Genomic DNA, 25359 nt, shown 5'->3' on the forward strand with positions numbered 1-25359 from the left:
AATTTCTGGTTCCGGGGGAGAAATAGAATAATCTTATACATGATCAGAAAATTTTCTGGATTCTCTCGCAAACAAAGATTTCTGGAAATTGGATGTGGTAACGGTATAGTATTAAACAGTTTGAGGAAGAGTACAAACTATGAATTACTTGGATCAGATATTTATATACAAGGGTTAAAAAATGCAAAAATTAGACTAAAAGGTGTCGAACTCATTCAAGCAGACGCCAGTAAGTTTATTGATGCTAACAATTACGATGCAATCGGAGTATTTGATGTATTAGAGCATATTGAAGAAGATAAAAAAGTTTTACATAATCTCTTTCAGTCATTACGACCGGGAGGTTATTTATATATCACAGTGCCTCAATATATGTACCTGTGGTCTCAATTTGATGATATTGCCTTTCATAAAAGACGGTATGAAATGATGGAGTTACTTGAAAAAGTAAAAGAAGCAGGTTTTAAGGTTGAGTATTTAGGCAGTTTTATTTTTTTCTTATTTCCCATTATGCTTGTCTCTCGGAGTTTGACGAAATTCAAAAAATCAAAGGAAATTAAGGGTACTGAAGAATTTATATCAGGGAAAATGATAAATGGAATTTTACAGTTCTTTATTTATTTGGATGAAGTTTTAATCCGGATGGGTCTTAGATTGCCGTTCGGAGGGAGTTTAATTTGTGTAGCAAAAAAAGAGGAGAACATTATATAAATGCTGACAAATAAAAAAGATGTTCCTAAGCTGTTTCTGACTGAGAAAAGCCTGATATGGCTTAGTCTACTTTTAGTCACTCTATTTTGCCTGCCATATCTGAGTCTCGGAGAAAATGCGTCAGTTACGATCAATGATAATCTAGATTCAATTTTTGTTTGGTACAAGATAATCCTTGATACCAAAACAGTTTTTGCAGCTAATAATGTTAGCATTCCACCTTTTATGAGTGGAATTACCCGGGTATCATTTCCCAGTGAATTTAATTTTACTTATCTGTGGTTTTGGATTTTTGGTCCGGTAAACGCATACATATTCGAAAGATTTTTACTCAGCTATATAGCTTTTTTCGGCATGTTATTGTTACTTAAAAAGTATATAATTCCTGGAGAAAGATATCTGCTCGTTCAATATGGAGTGGCTGTTTCTTTTGCTTTATTGCCACATTGGCCATTTGGAGGATTATGTGTACCGGGACTTCCAATATTACTTTTTGCTTTTCTTAATTTGCTTAACGGCGAAAAGAGATTTAGTAATTGGTTCATAATTGCCTGTTATCCATTTTATTCTTCCTTAATAACATCTGGATTTTTTTTTATAGGCCTGCTTTTAATTATACTAATCGATTATTTTGTCAAAAAAAGAAGAATCCCAGTAACTTTTTGTTTAGGAATTTTAGTACTTATAAGCTTATATATCATATCACACTACAGGCTGTTTTGGGCATTCTTAATTGATGGAAACTATATTTCACATAGAACAGAATTTGTACGTGAAAAAATTACATTGTATAAATCGATAGCAAATTTTGTATACGGACTGTATTATTCCAATCAAATCGTTTTAACATCGATCATTATTTCCTGTTTTGTAATGTGGAAATACAAAGAGATGTCAAGAATGTTTAAAAATGTACTTCTCTTTATTATTATTACTCTTCTTGTAAGTTCATTGTTGGATTCTGTTTTTCTTACTACTGTTACTAATTTTTTATTTCAAAAACTGCCTGTTAACTTAGAACGTATTGCCTGGATATATCCATTATTATGGATGATATTATTTGCAATAAGCCTTGCTTATCTTACTAGAAAGTACAAATTTGGAATACATTTCGCTTTAACAGCTGTATTTCTTCAGTTGATCTTTAATATTTCACGACATGAACTTGTTGTTACCTCTTTAAGTATTAAATCGGGGTATTTGAAAATTGAACGGGATCCATCATTTAAAACTTTTTTTGCTACTAAGCAGTTTTCTGAAATCTCCGAATTTATAGGTGACCATAAGGAGTCGTATCGAGTTCTTAGTTTGGGAATACATCCTAGTATTTCACAGTATAATGGATTCTATACCATCGATGGATATGCATCTCTTTACGAACTTAAGTACAAAGAAATATTCAGACGCATCATCAAGAATGAAATTTCTAAGAATGCTTCTGTAAATAGTTATTTTGAGAATTGGGGTTCAAGAGCATACTTATATACAGCAAGCGATATTGGGTATATGAACCTTAAAAATAATTCAATTGAATTACCTCATTTGGATTTCGATATTAAGATGATTAAACAATTAAATGGAAAGTACATATTATCTGCAGTAAGACTCAATGAAGCGCTGAACCCCGATTTTCTTTTTTTGAAGAAATTTTCAGATGCAGACTCTGCATGGGATATCTATTTGTATAAAATTCAATAGGTATGCAATCAATAGTGAATTATACTGATAAATTCATAGTAACTACGAATAGAGCCATATATCGCTTATAAAATAAAAAACGACGGCCTGGTGATGCAGTAGAAACGGGTTTGAAATGATATTTTTGCAGGAGGCAGATCAGGAGCTCATCAATAGCTGTTGATTTAGACAGTAAAGTGGATACTTGTAAAGGCAGGAAAATCCAACATATTATATTTAATAAAATGGAATATAGGTATTTGATTGTAAAAGTAATATCTTTAAGATGATAGCCTGTAAACTATAAAGTTGTATATAGATTTGTTATATGTTTAATAAAATAAATATAGTTCCTCGCTGGATTATTTTTTTGATTGATTCTGCCATATGTGCGTTCACAATGGTATTTGCACATCTTGTAAGGTATAATTTATCGGTGGAAGCCATGGACTGGCAAATTCTGAGTGGAAATGTTTTGATTTTGGTGCTCATTAATTCAATTGTCTTTATCAATTTTCGAACGTACGCAGGCATCATTCGTTATACTGGTATACAAGACGCATTGCGCATATGCTATGCTATCCTGATGACTACATCGGTTTTGTTCTTTATAGGCCTTGTATCTACGAATACTGGTGGTGGGGCATTAAATTTTCCAACAGTAACCCTGATCATTTATAGTCTTTTTAGTTTTCTCTTTCTTATTTCTTACCGGGTTATTGTAAAATATGTATTCGCTTATCTCCGTAACTATAAAATGGATCGTAAAACGGTAATCATTTATGGCGCCGGAGAAGCAGGTTTTGCCACCAAAAGGGTATTGGAGCATGATGCTACTTCGAATGTGAGTGTGGTGGCTTTTGTAGATGATGACATGCGAAAAGTAGGTAAAGTGGTAGACGGCGTAAAAATTCATCATACGCTGGATTTGCAGACTTTAACAATGGGCCAAAAGATTGATGAAATTATCCTGGCAGCTTTTACGATTGCCCCTGCTAAAAAGAACGAACTCGTAGATTTTTGTCTGGATCATGATATTAAGGTATTGAATGTACCACCGCTTGATAAATGGATAAATGGTGAGTTCTCTGCCCGCCAACTGCAAACCATTAAGATTGAAAACCTGCTGGAGCGTGAGCCGATCAGGATTAACAATGAAGAAATTGCCAACCAGGTAAAAGGTAAACGTGTATTGGTAACTGGAGCTGCGGGTTCTATTGGTAGTGAAATTGTTCGTCAGTTATTGCGTTTTCAGCCTCATACCATTATTCTTTGCGACCAGGCAGAAACACCTTTGCACCAATTGGAGCTGGAACTACAGGAAATTAATACCCAAACAGCCTGCATACCCTATTTAGGTGATGTAACCAATGAAGACAGAATGGGAGAGATGTTCGCCATGTACGAACCCCATTATGTATATCATGCGGCTGCCTATAAACATGTACCGATGATGGAACTTTGTCCATCAGAAGCTATTCTCACCAATGTAATGGGTACCAAGATCATTTCTGATTTATCTGTTAAGTACCATGTAGAGCGATTTGTAATGGTTTCTACCGATAAAGCAGTGAACCCGACCAATGTAATGGGGGCTTCCAAAAGATTAGCTGAATGTTATGTACAATCGCTTTGTCATTCTTCTGCCACCCATTCCAACGATAAAGATAAATTCACCAAATTTATCACCACCCGTTTTGGCAATGTACTGGGATCGAACGGATCGGTTATAATACGTTTTAAGGAACAAATTGAAAAAGGTGGTCCGGTTACGGTTACCCACCCCAATATCACCCGTTTTTTTATGACCATACCCGAAGCCTGTCAACTCGTACTCGAAGCAGGCAGCATGGGCAGCGGTGGTGAAATATTCGTTTTCGACATGGGTAAACCCGTTCCCATCGTTGACCTCGCCAAAAAAATGATACGTCTGTACGGCTATGTACCAGGTATCGACATCGACATCAAATACACCGGCTTACGTCAGGGTGAAAAACTCTATGAAGAACTCCTCATGGACTCTGAAAACACTCTCCCTACCTATCACGAAAAAATACTGATCGCCAAAGTTAGAACCAACGCCATCGATGCCATTCAGCATGAATTTGCTGAACTCATACGCCTCGCCAAACAAAGGGTTAATACCATGGATATGGTAGCTAAAATGAAACAACTCGTCCCCGAATTTGTGAGTAATAACTCTGTATTTGCAGAACTGGATAAAAAGAATGAAGAGAGCAAGGATGCGAATGTGGTGACGATGAAAGTGGGATAGGAGGAAAGTCCGGGGTCGGAAAGACCGAAAGATTGGATGTGTTGGCCTTGCCAACACGTTTTTTTGATCATCTCCCGCGCGTCATCCTGAGGGAGTGTCTCGATCGCAGATCGAGTTCACGACAAAGGATCTTTTTGATGTAAGATGTCGGATCTCAGATGTCGGATTTGAATGGGTAGTGGAAGGCATATGTTCTTTATTTTTTTGCTTACCTCTGTGCAACTCCGTGGGTTTTAAAAGTGATTTTTATGTGAGGTTTACTACTATAACATAACTCTCCCTTTACTTTTTGTCTTGACACAAAAAAGTAACAAAAAAAGTCAAGGCTGTCGAAAAAAAGCTGAAATTTGCTTCATTGCGCTACAATGGATGAAGTCTAAAGCCGGACTTTTGCTCATTGATTTAACGAAGCTGTGCTTCAGCTTTAGTTAAAGCCAAACATCATCCATTGCTTTACGCTTCATTACGTAAATTTCTTAACGCTTTTTTTCTAAGGCCGGAAGGTGATGGAGGGCAAGACAAAGGATCTTTTTGATGTAGGATGTCGGATCTCAGATGTCGGATTTGAATGGGTAGTGGAAGGCATATGTCCTTTATTTTTTTGCTTACCTCTGTGCAACTCTCCGTAGGAGTCTCCAAAGGAGTTCTATGAACCTTTGGACCGTGCCTCACTCTGTGTAACTCAGTGGTTAAAAATAATGATTACACAGGAGTGCTACTACTAATAAATAACGCTATTTACTTTATGCCCTCTAAAGGCGGACAAGCCCCTTCTTCGCAACCGCTCTCCGGACGTAGTCGGGATTTGTCCGGCTAGCACTCGAGGCTTGATTCTAATCAAGTTTTAATCAACAGGGCTGCGAAGCGTTTATCTTTCGGATTCCCGGTCTTTCCGACTTTCCCTTAACTTCGCAATCTTTTTAACTACTACACACACATGTCTACAAAAATAAGGGTTGCCATTGCTGGTATTGGGTCTTGTGCTTCTGCACTGGTGCAGGGAGTTGAGTTTTATTTGAGGAATCCGGAGAATATGATTGGATTGATGTACCCGGAGATAGGAGGGTATAAAACGGAAGATATTGAGTTTGTACTCGGATTTGATATTGATACTCGTAAAGTAGATACTTTTTTACAGGAAGCACTCTATGTACTGCCAAACTGTAATATGCGGGTGATTGACCCAGCTTCTAAGTTTCAGTGTATTGAAACCAATGCCAGAACTTTTCGTGGTCCTACACTGGATGGTATTGCGCCACATATGCTTAGATACCATGGAGACATCACTTTCCAGGAAGATACCAAGGCTCATATAATCAGTGCTGAGGAGTATAAAGAATTGTTGAAAAAGCATAAGGTTGACATCCTTCTTAACTATATGCCCGTGGGGGCAGAAGAAGCTTCTAAATGGTATATCACCCATGCTATTGATGCGGGGGTACATGTGATTAACTGTATGCCCACATTTATCTCAACAGAAGATGCCACGGCACTGGAACTGATGGCTATTAAAAATAAAGTAACCATTGTTGGTAGTGATATGCGTTCCAGCTACGGCGCCAGCCGTCTCTCTGAAGTATTACAGGGTAGTATGATGGATGCCGGTCTGGTAGTTACACAGCATATCCAGATGAATATGGCTGCCGGTACTACCCAGGGGCAGGAACATATCATCAATGGCCGCTCAGCCAATACCGATTTCCTTAATATGGCCGAAAAAGCCAGGCTGCATAGTAAACATGTATCGAAAGAGAATGTACTAAGTGGTCAATCTATTGTGCGGGGTAAAGGATTGGAAGGGATGACCATGTTTGCAGGTCCGTCATTGACGGTAGTGCAGCGTCCGGGTGGGGACTATATGGGTACCGACAATAAAGTATGTAATATAGACCTCGTAGCTTATGGTTTTGCCGGCGCCAGGTACGAACTCACGGCCCGTTTATCGGTGCAGGATAGTCCGAACAGCGGCGGTATAGTAGTGGATGCCATCCGTTTCTGCCGGGTAGCCCGGGAAATGGATATCGTTGGTTACCTGCGTGGACCTTCTGCCTGGTCGCAGAAGACACCTCCGGTACAGATGACAACGGCCGATGCTAAATTTGAATGTGATGCCATGGCGAGAAGAGTGTATACTCCGATTACGGAGAAACAAAAGATCAGTAATCTTTTTTCTGTGAGTAATGAATTACTTATAGAAAAAGTAAAGGAACTTCCTTTTACTTTTCAAAAAGGGAAAACGGAGTATGAATAGATGGAAGATGTCTGATCTCAGATGTCGGATTTGAAATGTGTTGGCTTTGCCAACACGGTTTTTGATCCTCCCAGCATGTCATCCTGTCCAAAGGACTCCTATGGAGAGGAGTGTCTCGATCTTAGATCGAGTTCACGACGAAGGATCTTTTTGATAATGCTACTCAGTGATTATAAAGAGAAGCTTTTCTTGAATGGGGTTACTAGTAGTTACTAGCCCTCCGTTTACTTTTTTGTCTTGACACAAAAAAGTAACAAAAAAAGTCAAGGCTTCAGAAAAAAAGCTAAAATTTTCTACGTTACGCTACAATGGATGTCCAAAGGACTCTTCGAGAAGTCTAAAGCCAAACTTTTTGTTAATGACTGAACGAAACTGTGCTTTAGTATTTGAGTAAGGCCAAGCATCATCCATTGCTTAACGCTTCACTACGTAAATTTCTTAACGCTTTTTTCTAAGGCCGGGGCAAAGGGAGGGAATAATGTCCGAAGATTCATAGAACTCCTTTGGAGACCCCTATGGGGAATATCTAATGTCCAACTTCGATATTGGATATTGGACATTCTGCTGTTCTTCTGTTTTCCTCCCCCCTTGTTTTGGGCATTAAATTTAGATTTCTGATATTTGATACTTAAGGATTTGTATGAAAATGATTTTAAGAGGATTGATTGCAGTGGTTTTTGTTTGCTTTCAGGTGATAACTGTCTGCGGACAGGGTCTGCCGGTTAATATAGAGAGCCTTTCTGATGAGCAATTGATTCAACTGGCTACGAAGTATAACCTGATGGGCTTGAGTGAAGCGGAACTCGAAGCCAAAGCCAAAGAAGCCGGACTGGGGAGCGACCAGATTCTATTGCTGAAGAAAAGAATTGCCCTGCTTGACCCCTCGGTTACAGGCGGACAAATTGCCTATAGTAACAAAACAGATAGTTATGTACTCAGGAATAAGGTACTAACCAAGGGCCCTTCTATTCGTTCAAAAGACTCCAGCGGGGTCTTGTCGGTTTTTGGGGCCGAAATTTTTGATAATGTTGACCTGAGTTTTGAGCCCAACCTATCTATCGCCACCCCTTCACAATATATTATTGGTGTGAATGATCAGTTAGTAATTGATGTGTATGGGGTTTCGGATGTAACTAAAAAATTGAAAGTAACCACAGAAGGCGATATAAGATTTCCGAACCTGGGCCCGATAAAAGTAGCAGGTAAATCGGTGGATGATGCACGGCTGTTGATTAAAAAAGCACTGACCAAAATTTATCCCGGTATAGCTACGGGGGCCGTGGCTGTTCAGGTATCGGTAGGTCAGATTCGCAGCATTCAGGTTACATTATTGGGTGAAGTGCGTAGACCGGGTACTTATACTATTTCTGCATTAGCCACGCTGATGAATGCTTTGTACGCATCTGGTGGTCCGAATGATATAGGTTCGTTCAGAAAAATAGAATTATTGCGGGGTGGTAAAGTAGTGACCGAATTTGATCTCTATGATTTTCTATTGAAAGGCGATCTGAGTAAGAATAGGTTATTGCAGGATGATGATGTAATTCGTGTAGGAACTTATACTACCCGTGTGGCGCTCAAAGGTGCTTTGAAAAAACCAGCCATATTCGATCTGAAAGCGGGCGAATCGGCTGCTGACCTGATTGAGTATGCAGGTGGTTTTGCAGATGTGGCTTTTAAAGAAAGGGTGCGTGTGGCCAGATTAGGTATTACCCAACGGGAAATTTTTACAGTACCTGCTGCTGAACTTAAGCAGTTCAAACTGTTTTCGGGTGATACAATTACCGTTGATTCATTACCCTCTTTATACGCCAATCGTGTTTGGATTACCGGAGCCATTAATCATACCGGTGCGTATGGTCTTCAGCAAGCCAGAGATTTGAATGAACTGATAAAACTGGCCCGTTTAAGAGAAGATGCCTACCTGGAAAGGGGGATACTTCGCAGACTGAAATCGGATCTTACGCCTTCTCTGGTTCCTTTTAGTGTTACTGATGTGGTACAGGGTAAATTTAACCTTGCACTTCAAAGAGAAGACTCGGTTCATATTTTCAGGGCCACCGATCTGCGGGAAAAATATACGGTTGATATAAATGGGGAGGTGAATAAGCCAGGTACTTATGCCTATTTTGAACATATGCGGGTACAGGATCTGGTATTATTGTCAAATGGATACAGGGAAGGTGCCGCCAAACAGAAAATAGAAATATCGCGACGTTTATCTGCCAGCGGAACGGAGAGCGATACGGTATCGTATGCAGTAATAAAAGAAATCAGCTTAGATAAAACAGAAGACCTACAATTTGAATTAAAACCATTTGATATAATAGCTGTTCGCCGACTGCCCGTATACAAGGAACAGATTACGGTGAGTATTGAGGGCGAAGTGTTTTATCCGGGTACCTATACCCTTTCTTCGAAAAATGAAAGATTGTCGGATATCATAACCCGTTCAGGCGGATTGAAATCTTCTGCTTTTGCAGAAGGTGCCGTGTTGATCAGGAATACCTATGTGGGTGTAACATCTTCTGATGCTGCCTTGCTGGGTAGTAAGGCCCGGTTGATTAATCAACAGAGTGGTAAGAATATTACACCGATTGAAGGTGGCGACAGTACCCTGTTAAAAACCCTGTCGGCACAGCAAAAGCCCATGAGTATACGTTTATCGGATGCGCTGAACAATAAAGGCGGGGCTGATGATGTATTTCTGGAAGAAGGTGATGTGATTAAAATCCCTAAATCTATCCAGACCATCCAGACTTTTGGAATGGTGAATTTACCCAAGCAGATTGTATACCGAGAAGGGATTACACTGAAAGAAGCGGTGAGAGAGTCGGGTGGTTTTGCCGTGAATGCCTCGCGCAAACACGCATATGTTGTGTATGCGAATGGTGAGATAAAAACAACAAGGAATTTCCTCTTCTTCCGATCATACCCGGGTTTGAAAACAGGAGCAGAACTGTATATACCATCAAAATCAGACCGGAAAAAATTATCAACCGGTGAAGCAGTGGGATTGATTTCGGGGTTGACTTCTTTGCTGGGGTTGGCGATTGTGTTGGTGAATACAAGCAAGTAGTAGAAGCACAGAGGAATAAGAAATAAGGAATAAGAAACAGGGGACAGGAAACAAGAAACAAGATTCAGGGATTGGGGGAATATTATATTTAAGTAAGGTATACTTACAACTACTCACCACTCACTATTGACTATTCACCATTGACCATTCACCACTACCATGGAAACAATAAAAGCTTCAGATATTTTAGATGCATTGGGGAGAATGATTCATTTCCTGAAACAGCATTTCTTTAAAGGAATTTCAATCATTGTGCTCTGTGCTTTACTGGGTGGGGGCTATGCCCTTTTACAAAAACCAGGGTATACCGGTGAAGTGAAATTTATACTGGACGAAAAAAGCAGCGGGATGAGTAGCGGCCTTGCAGGACTGGCTTCTCAGTTTGGGTTTGATATTGCCGGACTGGGTGGAAACTCTGGTATGCTGGCAGGTGATAATATTCTTGATATTCTTACTTCACAATCCATAGTAGAAACGGTTCTATTATCAAAAGTTGACAGTACCAAAGGGCCGGCATCTCCTACATTGGCCGACAGGTATCTTGATTTCTCCGGATTAAAAGTAAAATGGAAAAATAAAGAAACTGCCCTAGCGGGTATTTCTTTCGCAGCATTGGTGCCAGGGAAATCACATAGTATAGTACAGGACAGTGTTTTGTTTGTTTTGTATGAAAAATTAATTAAGAAACATGTTCAGGCTGATCGACTGAACAAAAAAGGATCTATTATTAAAGTAGTAACCTTATCGCCAGATCAGGTTTTCTCAAAATTATTTTCTGAACGTCTGGTTGACGAAACCCGTAAACTCTATATTAATGTAAAAACAAGTGTGTCTTCTGCGAATGTGGCACGCTTGGAGGCTAAAGCGGATTCGCTTCAGCGGGTGATTAATATAAAATCTTACCAGTCGGCCTCACTGCAGGTATTGGATGCGAATACTGCATTTAAAACAAATACCGTTCCGGCAGAAGTATCGCAGCGCGACAGGATGGTGGCTTATGCCATTTATACCGAAGTGGTAAAAAACCTGGAAGCCAGCAGAATGGCGGTTGCCAACCAGACTCCGGTAATGCAGGTGCTGGATGTTTCAAAATATCCATTAAAAGATAACAGAAAGTCTATGTTGACTTTGCTGCTGATTGGAGCTGCTGCAGGTATATTTATATTTGCAGTATTTGTTTTTATTTTCTATCCGAGACAAGGGTTAGTCTCGCCTGAGGCGAGATAGCTGTTAGCTATTAGGTATTAGCTGAGTGAGGAATATGTAATGGTGAATTTCTTCCTGCTTCTTCCTAATAGCTATAAATAAATAAGTAATGACTATAAAGAAATGGTTAGTAGTGCTGGCTGGACTGATATGCGCTATCTCTGTGGGAGCGCAGACGGTGCCTGTGGGAATGGTAGGGTTTGATGACCAGTTGAAAATTTTACAGTTACAGGGTAAATTAGGGGTTGAACATTCTTTGATGGCCCGTCCTTTTTTTACCAATCGATCATTGGATACGGATAGTATTTTCAGACTGATTGATTCCAATAATATTTATCAGCCCTTCCGCAGGACTTTGGTGAACGGGAAGGGAAAATTTGAATTACTTCCTTTTCATTTCTACAGCAAATTCAACAGCGACAGACCCTATTCCTGGAACCAGGCAGGCTTTTTACAAGCCAGGGGATTACAGACATTGTTGTCTGTGGGTGCCTATGCCTCCTATGGATGGTTTGATGTACAGCTGAAACCCGAATTGGTATATGCCGTTAATCCAGCTTTTCCTTATAACGGTTCTTATGGTGCACCGACCAGAGGTGCATACAAAAAAATGTTTTTTGGGCAGTCTTCTATAAGGGTTAGTAAAGCAGGACTTTCGTTTGGCTTGTCGACCGAGAATATGTGGTGGGGGCCGGGGTTGCATAATTCATTATTGATGAGTAATAATGCACCCGGTTTTGCGCACCTGACATTGAATACGACTAAACCCATTAAAACACCTATAGGTAATTTTGAATTTCAATTGATTGGTGGCAAACTGGTAGAAGATACTTCGGTATTGCTGGAAAATAAGAATCTGACAAGTCCCTATTATGATCCGGTTACGGAGGGAGGGAATTCAAATAATTACGATCCTAAAAAATCATGGCGTTATTTGAGTGCAGTTACGCTTACTTATAATCCTAAATGGGTGAAAGGATTATTCCTTTCTATAAACAGGGTGGGGTATACTTATAATTTTAACCTTGATAGCAGTTATGCTGGGTTTAACTTCTTTAAGAAATATATGCCAGTATTATTTGGTGTACTCAGACAGAGTTATCCATATGGAACACCCACCGGAAGAAAAGGGATTTCTTATAAACAAATGGCCTCTTTTTCTGCAAGGATGGTATTTCCTGAATCTCACACAGAGGTTTACACCGAATATGGGTATGGAGATAATTTTCTAAACTTACGAGACTGGAATACAGATGCGCCACATGCAACTGCTTACGTACTTGGCATTAGAAAACTGAAAAAATTAAACAAAGGAGCCTGGCTTGATATTTCTGCAGAAATGACGAGGATGTCGGAGTCGGTGAATTATTTATTAAGAACAGCGGGTGACTGGTATGGGTATGAAGGTGGTTATACCAACCAGAGCAGACATATTGGTGCCGGTGTTGGCCGGGGAAATAATGTTTATACTGCCAGGCTGCAGTGGCTGAAAGGTTTTTCCAGATTAGGTGTGGTGATTCAGGGAATACATCATGGACCTACCGCAATTGTTGGAGGGTTCTCTAATTTTGGTATGCGCGATATAAAATGGAATGATTTTGCAATCGGCTTCACAGGCCAGCACCGTTTTAAAAAGATGATACTGAGTGCTGAGTTACAATCGGTAAATACCAAAAACTATGCATGGGAAAAAGGCAATAACCGGTTTAATTTTTATGGATTTTTAACGGCTACTTATTTATGGTAAAATATATACGGATTTGTGCTTTGCTGATATTGAGTATGGTATTTATACCGATAATCTATGCACAACAGGGGCTTTTGCAGCAAACACAGCTGAATGATTATTATCGCAGGCTGCAATTGGCAGGAGATACCAGTATAAAAAGTTCATTTACGTTACAGCCATATCAACCCCGGTTTACAGAAGCATTGTTTCAGCAGAAAAAAGACAGCTTTCGGCTGCAATCAGTTATTGGGTTTACCCTTCAGCACAATTCAGCCCTGCCTTATGGGTATAATGATGAAAGTCTTTTTCCTGCCATTGGTTTTCAACAGCGTTTTACGGCGGGTGTAAACTTTGAAACAAAAGATTTTCAGCTTAAGCTTCAACCCGAATGGGTGAATGCTTCCAATACAGATGGTAAGGACCTGATTCCTCCGCCTGATAATACACTGAATAATTATTGGGGTAAATATTTTGCCATGCTGGCCAACCGCATCGATATGCCTTCTCAGTTTGGTAATCAGCAACTGAGTAAAGTGTTTGCGGGTCAGTCGGCCATACGCTACAAATTTGGTGGTTTTGCTGCGGGTGTATCTACAGAAAATATATGGTGGGGGCCGGCACGTTACAATGCACTGATCATGGGTAATAATGCCCCGGGTTTTTTGCATGCCAACCTTACTACTACCAGACCTGTTGCTACCCCCATTGGTGTATTTGAGGCTCAGGTAATTTTTGGTAAATTAAATGCTTCGGGTATTACTCCCCCTGAATTTGATCGTATTTCTCAATTGGGCTGTCCGCAATGTTACGAACCTGCCCCGGATACAAAGACCAGGAATATAACAGGCTATGTTTTTTCTTACAGTCCAAAAGGGATGGAGAACTTTACTGTAGGTATGGCATATGCGTCTTACAAGTATGCGGATACCGGTTTGAAAGCTTCTACGCTGGGTTCTTTATTTTTCCGGTATGTGATGCCCAAAGATCATGCAGAAATTTATGCGGAATATGGCCGGTCAGACAAAATGATGAGTCCTTTTGCGATGTTTAAAGATTCTGTGCCCTATGGTTATACCATTGGTTTCAGAAAAATGGTACCCACACGCAAGCGCGGAGATTTTATCAGTATCTCAGCCGAATTATCACATCTTGGTTTATCAAAAGCCAAATTGATTTTTGACCCGAACAATGTATTTGGAGGACCTAATCCGAACTCCTATAGCTGGTACACCAGTTCGAGTATTCGTCATGGTTATACCAATTTTGGCCAGGTAATGGGGGCTTCTATTGGTCCGGGCAGTAATAGCCAGACATTGAATATTGCATGGGTATCGGGAGAGAAACAGATAGGTATGCAGTTGCAAAGAGTAATGCGTAACACCGATTTTTATTATTACTACTATTTTAATGGTACCATTGGGCTGGGTAATACAGCTGCTTTCTGGGCCGATATCTCTGCTTCTTTGTATGGTCAGTGGAAGTTTAAACAATTACAGGTAGCTGGTTCAATTGACTACCTCAGTTCCATCAATTATAAATGGCTGAAACTGGATGGCGATTTTGGAAGTCCATCGTCTTTATCAGATAAAAGAAATTTTCAGATTAGGGTTTCTCTGTTGTATAGTATTGATTGGATGAAGTAAAAGGGAATGAATATCAAATATCCAATATCGTCCAAAGGACCCCTTCGGGGAATGTCCAACTTCAAAATTCCCGAAAGGATCTTTTTGATGTAGGATGTCTGATCTCAGTCCGAAGGCTCATAGAACTCCTCTGGAGACCCCCTCGGGGAATATCGAATAATCAACTTCGATATTAATTATTCATTATTCGACATTCTACCGTTCTTCCCCTCTTGCTACTTTTTATGGAAAATCCGATTACAGTTCTTTTGCTCAGGGCCTATGGAGACTTTATTATTGCGGTTCACCTGGCCTCGAAGAATACCCTTAGCGCTGCTATTACACTGGTAGCTTCTAAGCATTTAGAACCCTTATACCTTGCCATTTCTCCCTCTCTTCCCCCCAATGTTAGCATCAGATTTTTCGATTTTGGCATCCGCCATAATTTAATGGGTTGTTTTACCGATCGCTATCTTTTCCATCCACAGTCCTTCCGGGAAATATATCGTTTGCGAAATTTTATTCGTCATCATCCGGTTGCCGAACCTTATTATTTGGAACAGCAGAAAAGAAGTCTGCTTCTTGGCTTGATCACTGGTCATTCATTCAGGCATATTATTTCTGCTCAGCATGTATACCGTGGATATGCAGATTTTTTTTCGGCATCACTGGATGCCCTTGAAAATATTTCACTTGACCTGAATCAACAGGGATTGAAAGTACTGGTTTTACCTGATGCCCGTCAGGCGAAGAGAAAGATCAGTGATGATATTATTGATAAAGTAAAAACTGCTTTTCAAAAAAATGAATCCATTATCAACGTCGCCCTATTTGGAAAGACAGGTAATAAGCTAAATGGTGATACCATCGTTTACAAGGATTTTTCTGCATTGATACAACTGATCAGGGAATCGGACCTGGTAATAGGCGGAGACAGTATGCCGATACATATTGCACAGTTAATGGGGAAGCCTCATTATATCTTATACCCTGCTTATGTAAAAGACCAGTTTTTTACACCATTTAGCCTGAAGCACAAATCTTATTTTACATTTGAAGCCATAAGAGCAAGAAAATCTTTTTTTCCAGATGAAGCATGATATACCGGGCTATATTATAGGATCGATACATGAAGCTGACAGAGTGGAAAATATTAATACACTCAAAAGACAAATGCCTTCTTTGCAATACGAGGAAGCGGTATATCCAGATTATGTGAAAGTTCCTTTTCTGAATCAGCTCAGACAACTATCGCTTCGTCGAACAGGACATCAGTTAAGCAATGGAGAACTTGGATGTTTATTAAGCCATAGAAAAGTATGGAGGAAAATTATAGCATCCGATCGTCCTGCAGAGAGTATGTTTTTAGTATTGGAATCAGACAGCAGTTTTACAGCAATAGAGGTACTCAAAGATCAGTTTAATCTGATGGGGCAAGCGTTTGATCTTTTCTTTTGGGGCGCCTGGGAGGGACATATGAAACTATTCAGAAGCACACACAAAAGACTTGCAACCCGTTTTATATTTGGTACCCCTTATATTAAAACCGTGTATTGTACTTATGGATATTCACTAAATAAAAAAGCAGCAGCCTATTTATTGCAAAAAACAAAAAAAGCAGCCTATCCTGTAGATCAGTTTAAACAGTTCGTAGATGAAAATGAATTAAAAATAGGAGGGGTGAATCCGGAACTGGTGACTACTGTGGGAAGGAAAAAAAGTTATATCCAGACAAACAGGAATAGTGTAAAAGAGTTTTTTGTTTGGTTGGTATTGGATATAAGGAATAGCATTGTATGCTATTTTAAATAGGATGGCTGCTGGTGAAGCTTTTCGAAATAAGATTTATTAGTAGTTGCTAACCCTCTGTTTACTTTTTTGTCTTGACACCCTCCAGAGGCGGACTATCAAAAAAGTAACCTGCCTGACGGCAGACAGGCAAAAAAAGTCTCCAAAGGAGTCCTTCGGACAAGGCTTCAGAAAAAAAGCTAAAATTCATTGCATTGCGCTACAATGTATGTCCAAAGGACTCCTCTGGAGAAGTCTAAAGCCAAGCTTTTTTTCATTAATTATGCGAAGCTGTGCTTCAGCATGAAGATAGAACCGGGCATCATACATTGCTTAACGCTCCATTCCATGAATTTCTTAACGCTTTTTTTCTGAGGCCGGGGAAGAGAGCGAATAATATCCGAAAGACCCCTTCCAGGGAATATCGTCCAAAGGATACCTTCGGGAAATGTCCAATATCTAATATCCAACTTCCCCAAAGGGGTCCTTCGGATATTATTCTTCTGTTCTTCGGTTTCTCCCCTTTCTCTTCGGGGAAAGTTAATTTTGCGGGCTTAGTTATTTCGATTTAATCTTGTGTTCATGATGGGTTGTTCAATATGTAGGTCTACAGATCAGACGCTGTTGTTTGAGAAAACATTAGAATGTACTGAATGGCATTTAAACGGGGTGCCGTATAATTATAGGCGTTGTAATAAATGTTTGTTTATTCAGTCGGACCCTATTCCTGGTGAAAATGAGCTTGCAGATTACTACCAGGAGCAATATGCTTATGACTGGTTTCAAAAGAATATCTTCTATAAAAAATTACAGGCAAAACACCGGGCGTTCAAAATAAGAAAGTATTTAAAGGGCCGTACAAGGGTACTCGATTTTGGTTGCGGACATGGTTATTTTGTGCAGGAGCTGGCTCAAAAACATTTTCATAGTTTCGGTTTTGATATTGGGTCTGATAAAATTAAACAGCATAATAACGGTAAGATCACCAACAGACCTCAGCTCTCTGAATATGATGAGAGGGGCTTTGATATAATCACCTTATGGCATGTGCTGGAACATATGAGAGACCAGAGTGCGATACTGGATGACCTGAAACAACGATTAAATCCGGGCGGTAAACTCATAATCGCGGTGCCTAATACAAATAGTCTGGCATTTAAACTGGTGGGTCAGAAATGGGGCTGGTTGCAACAGCCCTATGTACATATTAACCACTATAACAGCAATAATCTGCGTTTATTATTGGAGCAGCATGGGTTTACCATAAGTGCCATTACAACTACCGATACCTGGGATCAAAATATATACGATCTGCTGATCAGTTACCTGTTTTATAAAAATAAATCCAGAAATACCGTTAGGCAGTTTGGCAATGGGGCAGGTGGAGGTATTTTTTTCCGGATGAATCAACTAATAAGGCTTTTATTTACGCCTCTTTCTTATTTTGTTTCTTTTATGAGAAGAAGTAAGATGGAGGGGAATGAATTAATGATTGTAGCGGAGGAGCGGTAAGATATTCCCCGAAGGATCCCCTTCGGGAAATATCCAATATCGTCCAAAGGACCCTTCGGGAATATCCAATTTCGAAGTTGGATATTCGATATTTTCTCTGCTCAGTTTAAATATGCGTATGAAATTTTTCAGGGTACAGGTGTCGAGGCAGTATTGGGCTAATCTAATCACTACATTTCTTTCACAGGCCTGTAGTGCCGCAATGATTATTGTGCTTACCCCTGTATTGCAGGAAAATTTCAGTGTGGAAGAATTCAGTAATTATGGTGTATTACTCAATATTATTCTCTTTACTTCGGCCTTTGATTTTGGACTGAATTTAGGGTTGATGCGCCGGTTGATACATGAACGTACCAAAGCATCGGTTTTAATAAGCACTTCTTTCTTTTTTTTTCTCCTATTATTTCTTATTGCCTTTCCCGTATTCCTCTATCTCTATTATAAAAATATGCTGCACATCAGCAGTGGTTTTTTCCTGAATGCTTTGCTTACTTCTTTGCTGGTATTACAAACAATTATAGCTGCATTGTTTGATGTGATATTACAATCTGCCAATAAAATATTTATAGGAAAACTGATAAGAATTGGTAAAACAGTTGTTGAGTTTGTTGTATTGTTCTTTTGCAGTGAAAAAGGATCTGCCACTCTTTTGTTAGTAGCCAGTGGTATGGTGAATGTATTTTTTATCGGAACGCTGGTCTTTTTCTCAAAAAAAGAGGCAGTATATTCCATTTCAATAAAGCGGTTTAGCTGGGTTGCTTTAATTGAACATGCCAGGTATAGTTTCTGGTATTTTTTGAATTCGATAAGCGTAGTATTTGTTTTTAATTCGCAAATTATTATGCTAAATGCGGTGACCACAAAAGCAGAGGTAGCCAGTTATATCCTTGTTTCCCGTTTTTTGGATGTGGTAAGATTGGGTGCCACAAATTTTACCCAGGTTCTTTTTCCTTCACTGGCTTCATTGGAAGCAAAAGGGGAGTGGGCGCATCTGCGGGTTAATTATTTTGCCATTTTAAAAAGAGTGGTTGTGTTTTCTATATTGATACTCCTTGTATTACTGACCATTGGTAAATATGTTTTTGTATGGTGGAGCGGACAGGCGGGTGAGGATATACTGAACCTGTACTATATAGCTTCTGTGTTTACCATTTTAATTATCATTGATAATGTTTCTGCTGTTTTTCTACACGCATTCCGCCTGAATAAAGTACAAACCCTTTTGTCGATAGGTCAGGGTTTGATTGCATTGCTGATTGGTTATTTCCTCCTGCAACAATACGGTCTGGCTGCTATGGCCATTGGATCTGTAATTGCACTTGTTGCCACAAACTTCATCTATAACCCGGTGTTTTTGATATCGCAGTTCAGGAAGAGGACGGAGCGGTAGAATAATGAATATCGAATAATGTCCGAAGGACCCCTTTGGGGAAGTTGGATATTCGAAATTCGATATTCCCCGAGGGGGTCCTTCGGACGAAATTCTTCCTACTCTCCTCCCGGAATGGTTTTGTAGACCATGAATTCTTTCTGCATTCCCTTTTTATATTGTTTAAAAATTTCCTGCATCTCTTTTTTAGGATGTTTGGGGAAACGGGAATAGTCGGCACCGATGGGTTTGGTGTGGCGCATGATGATATTGTCTATGATAGCGATGCTGTTTTTTGGATAACCCAGCAGATAGGGCCAGAGATAGTCATACCCCCAGCCGGAATAGTTGAGGCGGAAGCTGTCTTTTAATTGTAGCAGTGTGTTGATATGCATCAATGGGGCGAGTACTTCAACGAAATTGGTATAGCGTAAAAAGGAGCCGGGTTTGGGTTGTGTAAGTGGATGTGATATATAACCCGTCATAGCCGGCTGGCATAATTGTAGTTGATAGTCTGCCGCGAGCTGAAAAAGTCTGTTGATTTCGGATGTGGGTATCGACACATCATTATCCGGTAACCATACATATGTATACTCCTGAATAAGGGTCGGGTTCTTCTCTATCCAGTCGAAGAGCAGGTGGTATTTCATTCCACTCGCCTGGTAAAAATAGCGGGCTTCAAGGGTATATTTTTCTGCTACTTCTTTCTTATTTCCATAATAGATGAGGCAGAGATCGAATGCTGCTGTTCCTTCCATCCATTCTCCATGCAGGGAATCATCTCCCACCGCGCTTATAATCAGGTTCTTCATAGTTGGTGATTACGCATAAACTGTAAGGCTGATTCAATTACCTGGTGCATATCGTAGTATTTATATTCTGCCAGTCTCCCCCCAAAAAACACTTTTTCTTCTTTTTCTGCCAGTGATTTATACTTTGTATATATCTCATTGTTAGCCGCATCATTTACCGGGTAGAATGGTTCGCTGACAGAGGCTTTATAAGCTACGGGATATTCGTAACTGATCCAGGTATGTGGCGATTCCTTATAGTCGAAATGTTTGTGTTCAATGATCCTGGTATAGGGTACTTCCGCATCCGTAAAATTCATCATGGCAACGCCCTGGTAGTTGGAAACATGTTCTTTCAGCTCATGTTTAAAATTTTGTGTTTTATATTCCAGCTCTCCATATTTATAGCCATAAAACCTGTCGATCGGACCAGTATAAATGACGCGGTCATAGGCGGGTAGGGGGGCATTGAAAAAATCTGTATTCAGTCTTACTTCAATTCCTTCCAGCAGTTTTGTAAATAACTGTGTATATCCACCAATAGGTATACCCTGGTATTTATCGTTGAAATAGTTGTTGTCGTAAGTAAACCTTACGGGTAGTCTTTTGATGATGCTGGCGGGTAATAAAGCTGGTTCTTTTCCCCATTGTTTTTGGGTATAGCCTTTAATGAGTGTATGGTATACATCTGTACCCACCAGTTTAATGGCCTGTTCTTCCAGGTTTTGGGGTTCATGTGTAATGGATGATGACTGTGCAGCTATGATAGCCCTGGCTTCTTCCGGTAATCTAATATTCCATAGTTTGGAGAAGGTCCACATATTAAAGGGGAGTGAGAAAATATCGCCTTTATAATTGGCTACGGGTCTTAAAGTGAAATTATTGAATGATACGAGTTCATTGATCCATTTCCATACAAACTCATTGGATGTATGAAAGATATGTGGCCCATACATATGGAGGTGTATGCCATTTCTTTCTTCGGTGTAACAATTGCCACCTATATGCCCCCTTGAATCAATGACACAAACCCGCTTGCCTCTTTTTTTTAGCTCATTAGCACAAATGCTGCCAAAAAAACCAGCGCCCACAATCAGGTAATCAAAGGAAGTACGGGTCATGTTTTTTATTGTGTTGGAGAAAAATACGTACCGATCTGCGTTTGCGAGCAAATATAGTTTTTAAGCGGTTTAAAGGGAATAATTTGTTGGCTTTTAGCTGTTAGCCATTAGCTATTAGGAGTAAGGTGACCAAGCCTTCAGCTCCTCTATCTTCCTCCTAATAGCTAACAGCCAACCCCAACAACTCCTTATCTTTACGAACTGTAAGTAAAAGAAATAATGGCCGTAGTAAAACGTTTGTATTTTAGTTTTTTTGTACTGGTATATATGCTCTATGCCCTGTTTAACAAGGGAATTGCATATAGCTATTTGAGTGAAGCGATCATTGTGTCAGGTTTGTTATTGGTATTGTGGAACCTGCGTTCTTATGAATTTGCCTGGGACAGGCGAATGGCTTTATTGTTTTTTTTTATGTTTATGTCTATCCTCTATATCGGGAGAGGTGTCATGGAAGGATATGGGATAACCGATGTAGTTCGTGATTCGGTGATCTTTAACTATATAGCTTTTGCATTTATTGTTTATTTCTTAAAAGATGAATTACCTTTTCTAAAACAACAGCTATTTACCATTTATAAATGGTATCCCGTTTGTATGTGCTGTTTTTTCCTACTCTCTTCTTATTCACCTTTTCTTCGGGAGTTGACCATTTTCGGGGGTCAACGGATTTTTTTATACAAATTTGGCGACATGGGAGTACACTTGTTTATTGCCACTATTTTCTTGTTGAATGGTAATATTGTGCTGAGTAGACGTTATCTGGTACTGCAATGGGTTATAATTGCTTACCTGTTTCTGGTGGTATCATCTTATAGCCGGTCTGGCATGATTTCATTTATTATTCCGATGGGTGTATTTTTTATACTCACTAAGAACATGGTGATCAAGCGTCAGATGATTAAGTTGTTGAAATTCGCACCCTTTATTGTAATTCTGGCATTGCCCCTGTTTTTGTCTACCAACCTGGAAGAAAATTTCCAGGGCAGGAGTCTTAGTATAGAACAGCTTAAAAACAATGCTGTTAGTATTTTTTCTTCCGAAGATGATGGTACTACCTTAAGTGATAATAAGGTATGGCGCTTGGTATGGTGGGGCAGAATTGTAGAGTACACTTTTTTAGGCGAGTATTTCTTTCATGGCAGGGGGTTGGGCATGAGTCTCGCCGCTACTGATGATATTGATTATGACCCCACTGAAGGTAACCTTCGTTCACCCCATAGTTTTCATATGACAGTACTCGCCCGTTTTGGAGTGCCTGTTTTTTTATTGTGGTTGTATTGGATGTATTTACATATCAGTAAAATCAGGAGAAAAGAACTAAGTGCATTTATGCTGATACTATTATCTGTCAGTTTGTCTTTCCTCATTAATGCATCTTTCGATGTTTTTCTCGAGGGGCCTATGGGAGCGATGCCTTTTTGGATATTTGTAGGACTTGCCTATGCAGAAGAAGCATTTAATTCATCTGCAAATATCAACACTGCCTGATAACAATAACAACTTTCTGTGCCGGGCGGATCAATAAAAATTTTAGAAAAAGAGTAACTAATGGAGATAGAAAAATTATTAAAAGACAATCCGAGTTTTCATGTTTGGGGCGACGGCCGGCCTGCTAATTTCGGCGTGTCTGATAAGGTGGTAAAATATATTATAAGCAAGTTGAAACCGGGTTTTGCAACACTTGAAACCGGTTCAGGTAAATCAACTTTTGCTTTTTTAATGGCAGGTTGTAAGCATATTTCCATTGCTCCCGATGCTGGCGAAGGAGAAAGAATACGACAATATTGTTTAGCGAATAATTTAAATGCTGATTTCAGTTTTATTGCTGAAAGTTCTGCCGAAGTATTACCGGCATTAATGAAAACTATACCTGCGCTTGACGTTGTATTTATTGACGGGGCACATCGGTATCCTTATGCTGAAATAGACTATCATTTTACGGAACAAAAGCTAAGAGTGGGCGGATATATGATAGTGGACGATGTTCATCTTCCATCTGTGAGAAACCTGTTTGTTTTTTTAAAAAGGGAAAAAAACTGGAAACTCGAAGCGGTAATAGGGAAAACAGCCTTCTTCATAAAAACAGGAGAAGAAGTATTAATCAATGACTGGCAGAATCAGGGTATTAATAGTTTTTTCCTTGTGTATTCAGATTTTAAAGCAAGCGTAATAAAACTAATAAAGACTGTTTTATTCATGAAAAACAGGGACTGATATTTATTTGGTATTTTTTTAAAGGTCAGATACTGTTACTTTTATTGCTGAAAGACCAGCTATATGATTCCTGTTCTGAATGTACCTTTTTATGATAAGGATATAACAACAGCCGTAGAAGATGTTTTGCAAGGGATGGTATCGGGTGCTTCAACAGGTAAAAACCTCTGTATTAGTGCCACTGGTGCGCATGGATTGATTGAGGCGAGAAAAGACCCGGATTTCAAAAATGTATTGCAAAATTTTTATATAAATCTGCCAGATGGTATGCCCGTTGTATGGATCGGCAGGTTAAAAGGCGCTAAATTAATACGCAGGTGTTATGGCCCTGATTTTTTTGAGTCTCTGTTGAAAGCGAGTGCTGATAAAGCCATAAATCATTTTTTTTGTGGCGGAAAAGACGGGGTTGCAGCAGCTTTAAGCGAAGCAGTAAAATCAAAATTCTCGAATGCGCGGATAACCGGCTTTTATTCTCCGCCATTCAGGGATATGACAGATCCGGAAATGAATGAGCTGGGGCAACGAATTACGGAATCTGCTGCTCATATTGTGTGGATAGGTATTAGTACGCCCAGACAGGAAAAATTCGCACGAAATTTGGCAAAATTTATCCAAGCCGATTATATCATTACCGTAGGAGCAGCTTTTGATTTTCATACGGGCAGGGTAAAACAGGCACCAAAATGGATGCAAAACATGGGTCTGGAGTGGTTTTTCAGGCTTTTAATGGAGCCAAAGCGGCTCTATAAACGTTATTTTGAGATAGTTCCCAAGTTTATCTGGCTGAATATCAAAGAATTTTTAGATTTTTACATCTTTAAAAAGAGACATATATGAGCAGGAAGAAAGTGTTGGTATGTGGGGCAGGCGGATTTATAGGGGGGCATTTGGTAAACAGACTTAAGGCGGAAGGAACCTGGGTTCGTGGGGTAGATATTAAGGAGCATGAATTCAGCACACCGGCGGCTGATGAATTTATACTGGGTGATCTTACCGAACAGGAGGTGGTAAGAAGCATTTTGGATATGCGTTTTGATGAAATTTACCAGCTGGCTGCCGATATGGGTGGTGCCGGGTATATTTTTACCGGAGAGAATGATGCCAATGTAATGCACAATTCTGCCAGTATTAACCTGAACATATTACAACAGGCTTTAAAGAGCGGGTCTAAAAAAATATTTTATTCTTCTTCTGCCTGTATTTATCCTTCTTACAACCAGACCGATCCTGATAATCCGAAATGTTCTGAAGATTCGGCTTACCCTGCTGACCCCGACAGTGATTATGGTTGGGAGAAATTATTTAGTGAACGTCTCTATCTTGCTTTTGGCCGTAACCATGGCATGAATGTAAAGATTGCCAGGTTTCATAATATTTTCGGCCCGGAAGGCACCTGGACAGGCGGAAAAGAAAAAGCACCGGCTGCCATTTGCAGAAAAGTAGCCGAAACGCCTGATGGTGGTAGTATAGAAGTTTGGGGTGATGGCAAACAAACAAGATCATTTCTTTATATTGATGAATGTCTGGAAGGTGTATCGAGATTGATGGAGTCTGACTTGAGTGGGCCCTTTAATATTGGATCGGAAGAAATGGTAACATTGAATCAGCTTGCTGAAATGGTTATTGGTATTTCAAAAAAGAATGTTTCAATCAATAATGTGCTGGTACCTCACACCGGTGTAAGAGGGCGAAATTCTGATAATAACCTTATACAGGAAAAGTTGGGTTGGAGCCCATCTACTCCATTGGTCAAAGGTCTTGAAGATACCTATCAATGGATTGCAACTCAGGTAAAAACTGCCTACACCAAAAAATATGAAAAAGTAGTAGTTGGTGTGGAGTAAATGTTATCAGCAAGACAATAAATAATAGTAACGCAGGGTAATGCCTGCGTTTTGTTTTGGGGAATAAAAATGAGTGTCTTTTATATTTAACATCTATATATCGGTATCAAATGATTTTTATTAGAAAGTATATATCAATGGTGGTCATATTTGTATTTTTTCAACAAATA

The 25359-nt window shown here is 39.6% G+C and carries 18 protein-coding genes; 16 read left to right on the forward strand and 2 right to left on the reverse strand.

The window, feature by feature from the left end:
• The first annotated feature begins 39 nt into the window (after positions 1–39).
• From KXJ59_RS07070 to KXJ59_RS07125, 12 genes are all read left to right on the forward strand, one after another.
• A complete protein-coding gene (locus KXJ59_RS07070) occupies positions 40–711 on the forward strand; it encodes a class I SAM-dependent methyltransferase (RefSeq protein ID WP_295202514.1) in 672 nt (223 codons plus the stop codon).
• Positions 712–2409, forward strand: a complete 1698-nt coding sequence (locus tag KXJ59_RS07075; RefSeq protein ID WP_295202517.1) for a DUF6044 family protein — start codon at positions 712–714, stop codon at positions 2407–2409.
• A gap of 307 nt (positions 2410–2716) precedes the next feature.
• Entirely contained in the window at positions 2717–4663 is a 1947-nt protein-coding gene (locus KXJ59_RS07080) for a nucleoside-diphosphate sugar epimerase/dehydratase (RefSeq protein WP_295202520.1), read from the forward strand.
• Positions 4664–5600: 937 nt separating this feature from the next.
• Positions 5601–6914, forward strand: coding sequence for a hypothetical protein (locus tag KXJ59_RS07085; RefSeq protein WP_295202522.1), 1314 nt, complete (start codon positions 5601–5603; stop codon positions 6912–6914).
• Between the two features lie 640 nt (positions 6915–7554).
• Complete coding sequence (locus KXJ59_RS07090; RefSeq protein WP_295202525.1) at positions 7555–9993, forward strand: polysaccharide biosynthesis/export family protein; 2439 nt, start codon at positions 7555–7557, stop codon at positions 9991–9993.
• 159 nt (positions 9994–10152) lie between these two features.
• Positions 10153–11220 carry a hypothetical protein gene (locus KXJ59_RS07095; RefSeq protein ID WP_295202526.1) on the forward strand — a complete coding sequence of 356 codons (1068 nt, stop codon included), beginning with the start codon at positions 10153–10155 and terminating at the stop codon, positions 11218–11220.
• Positions 11221–11308: 88 nt separating this feature from the next.
• Entirely contained in the window at positions 11309–12946 is a 1638-nt protein-coding gene (locus tag KXJ59_RS07100) for a capsule assembly Wzi family protein (RefSeq protein WP_295202528.1), read from the forward strand.
• Positions 12940–14571: a hypothetical protein gene (locus KXJ59_RS07105; protein WP_295202531.1), complete on the forward strand. Its 1632-nt coding sequence runs from the start codon at positions 12940–12942 to the stop codon at positions 14569–14571. The genes KXJ59_RS07100 and KXJ59_RS07105 overlap by 7 nt, the downstream gene beginning before the upstream one ends.
• A gap of 224 nt (positions 14572–14795) precedes the next feature.
• Positions 14796–15650, forward strand: coding sequence for a hypothetical protein (locus KXJ59_RS07110; protein WP_295202533.1), 855 nt, complete (start codon positions 14796–14798; stop codon positions 15648–15650).
• Positions 15640–16362 carry a glycosyltransferase family 25 protein gene (locus KXJ59_RS07115; protein WP_295202536.1) on the forward strand — a complete coding sequence of 241 codons (723 nt, stop codon included), beginning with the start codon at positions 15640–15642 and terminating at the stop codon, positions 16360–16362. Before KXJ59_RS07110 ends, KXJ59_RS07115 begins: the two co-directional genes overlap by 11 nt.
• A gap of 678 nt (positions 16363–17040) precedes the next feature.
• Positions 17041–17850 (forward strand): class I SAM-dependent methyltransferase, encoded by an 810-nt coding sequence (locus KXJ59_RS07120; protein ID WP_295202538.1) that lies wholly within the window; start codon positions 17041–17043, stop codon positions 17848–17850.
• Between the two features lie 118 nt (positions 17851–17968).
• Positions 17969–19240: an oligosaccharide flippase family protein gene (locus tag KXJ59_RS07125; protein WP_295202541.1), complete on the forward strand. Its 1272-nt coding sequence runs from the start codon at positions 17969–17971 to the stop codon at positions 19238–19240.
• 98 nt (positions 19241–19338) lie between these two features.
• Here the strand turns inward: KXJ59_RS07125 and KXJ59_RS07130 are convergent, their stop codons facing one another.
• Both KXJ59_RS07130 and glf read right to left on the reverse strand, forming a co-directional pair.
• Positions 19339–20031, reverse strand: coding sequence for a hypothetical protein (locus tag KXJ59_RS07130; RefSeq protein WP_295202544.1), 693 nt, complete (start codon positions 20029–20031; stop codon positions 19339–19341).
• A complete protein-coding gene (gene glf, locus KXJ59_RS07135) occupies positions 20028–21131 on the reverse strand; it encodes a UDP-galactopyranose mutase (RefSeq protein ID WP_295202546.1) in 1104 nt (367 codons plus the stop codon). Before glf ends, KXJ59_RS07130 begins: the two co-directional genes overlap by 4 nt.
• Before the next feature lie 219 nt (positions 21132–21350).
• Here glf and KXJ59_RS07140 point away from each other — a divergent pair, with 219 nt between their 5' ends.
• The 4 genes from KXJ59_RS07140 to KXJ59_RS07155 all read left to right on the forward strand — a co-directional run bounded on the left by KXJ59_RS07140 (position 21351) and on the right by KXJ59_RS07155 (position 25189).
• Positions 21351–22619 carry an O-antigen ligase family protein gene (locus tag KXJ59_RS07140; RefSeq protein ID WP_295202550.1) on the forward strand — a complete coding sequence of 423 codons (1269 nt, stop codon included), beginning with the start codon at positions 21351–21353 and terminating at the stop codon, positions 22617–22619.
• A gap of 60 nt (positions 22620–22679) precedes the next feature.
• The gene (locus tag KXJ59_RS07145; RefSeq protein WP_295202553.1) at positions 22680–23345 is read left to right on the forward strand and encodes a class I SAM-dependent methyltransferase; all 666 of its coding nucleotides are present in this window, start codon (positions 22680–22682) and stop codon (positions 23343–23345) included.
• A 63-nt stretch (positions 23346–23408) separates the two neighbouring features.
• Positions 23409–24182 carry a WecB/TagA/CpsF family glycosyltransferase gene (locus KXJ59_RS07150; RefSeq protein WP_295202556.1) on the forward strand — a complete coding sequence of 258 codons (774 nt, stop codon included), beginning with the start codon at positions 23409–23411 and terminating at the stop codon, positions 24180–24182.
• Complete coding sequence (locus tag KXJ59_RS07155) at positions 24179–25189, forward strand: NAD-dependent epimerase/dehydratase family protein (RefSeq protein ID WP_295202559.1); 1011 nt, start codon at positions 24179–24181, stop codon at positions 25187–25189. The genes KXJ59_RS07150 and KXJ59_RS07155 overlap by 4 nt, the downstream gene beginning before the upstream one ends.
• Positions 25190–25359: the final 170 nt, after the last annotated feature.

The sequence above is a fragment of the Sediminibacterium sp. genome (assembly GCF_019264485.1).
In the GTDB taxonomy this organism is placed as follows: Bacteria; Bacteroidota; Bacteroidia; order Chitinophagales; family Chitinophagaceae; genus Sediminibacterium.

Coding starts and splice junctions, on each gene's coding strand:
- KXJ59_RS07070 (WP_295202514.1), top strand. CDS start 40: ATGATCAGAAAATTTTCTGGATTCTCTCGCAAACAAAGATTTCTGGAA.
- KXJ59_RS07075 (WP_295202517.1), top strand. CDS start 712: ATGCTGACAAATAAAAAAGATGTTCCTAAGCTGTTTCTGACTGAGAAA.
- KXJ59_RS07080 (WP_295202520.1), top strand. CDS start 2,717: ATGTTTAATAAAATAAATATAGTTCCTCGCTGGATTATTTTTTTGATT.
- KXJ59_RS07085 (WP_295202522.1), top strand. CDS start 5,601: ATGTCTACAAAAATAAGGGTTGCCATTGCTGGTATTGGGTCTTGTGCT.
- KXJ59_RS07090 (WP_295202525.1), top strand. CDS start 7,555: ATGAAAATGATTTTAAGAGGATTGATTGCAGTGGTTTTTGTTTGCTTT.
- KXJ59_RS07095 (WP_295202526.1), top strand. CDS start 10,153: ATGGAAACAATAAAAGCTTCAGATATTTTAGATGCATTGGGGAGAATG.
- KXJ59_RS07100 (WP_295202528.1), top strand. CDS start 11,309: ATGACTATAAAGAAATGGTTAGTAGTGCTGGCTGGACTGATATGCGCT.
- KXJ59_RS07105 (WP_295202531.1), top strand. CDS start 12,940: ATGGTAAAATATATACGGATTTGTGCTTTGCTGATATTGAGTATGGTA.
- KXJ59_RS07110 (WP_295202533.1), top strand. CDS start 14,796: ATGGAAAATCCGATTACAGTTCTTTTGCTCAGGGCCTATGGAGACTTT.
- KXJ59_RS07115 (WP_295202536.1), top strand. CDS start 15,640: ATGAAGCATGATATACCGGGCTATATTATAGGATCGATACATGAAGCT.
- KXJ59_RS07125 (WP_295202541.1), top strand. CDS start 17,969: ATGAAATTTTTCAGGGTACAGGTGTCGAGGCAGTATTGGGCTAATCTA.
- KXJ59_RS07130 (WP_295202544.1), bottom strand. CDS start 20,031: ATGAAGAACCTGATTATAAGCGCGGTGGGAGATGATTCCCTGCATGGA.
- glf (WP_295202546.1), bottom strand. CDS start 21,131: ATGACCCGTACTTCCTTTGATTACCTGATTGTGGGCGCTGGTTTTTTT.
- KXJ59_RS07140 (WP_295202550.1), top strand. CDS start 21,351: ATGGCCGTAGTAAAACGTTTGTATTTTAGTTTTTTTGTACTGGTATAT.
- KXJ59_RS07145 (WP_295202553.1), top strand. CDS start 22,680: ATGGAGATAGAAAAATTATTAAAAGACAATCCGAGTTTTCATGTTTGG.
- KXJ59_RS07150 (WP_295202556.1), top strand. CDS start 23,409: ATGATTCCTGTTCTGAATGTACCTTTTTATGATAAGGATATAACAACA.
- KXJ59_RS07155 (WP_295202559.1), top strand. CDS start 24,179: ATGAGCAGGAAGAAAGTGTTGGTATGTGGGGCAGGCGGATTTATAGGG.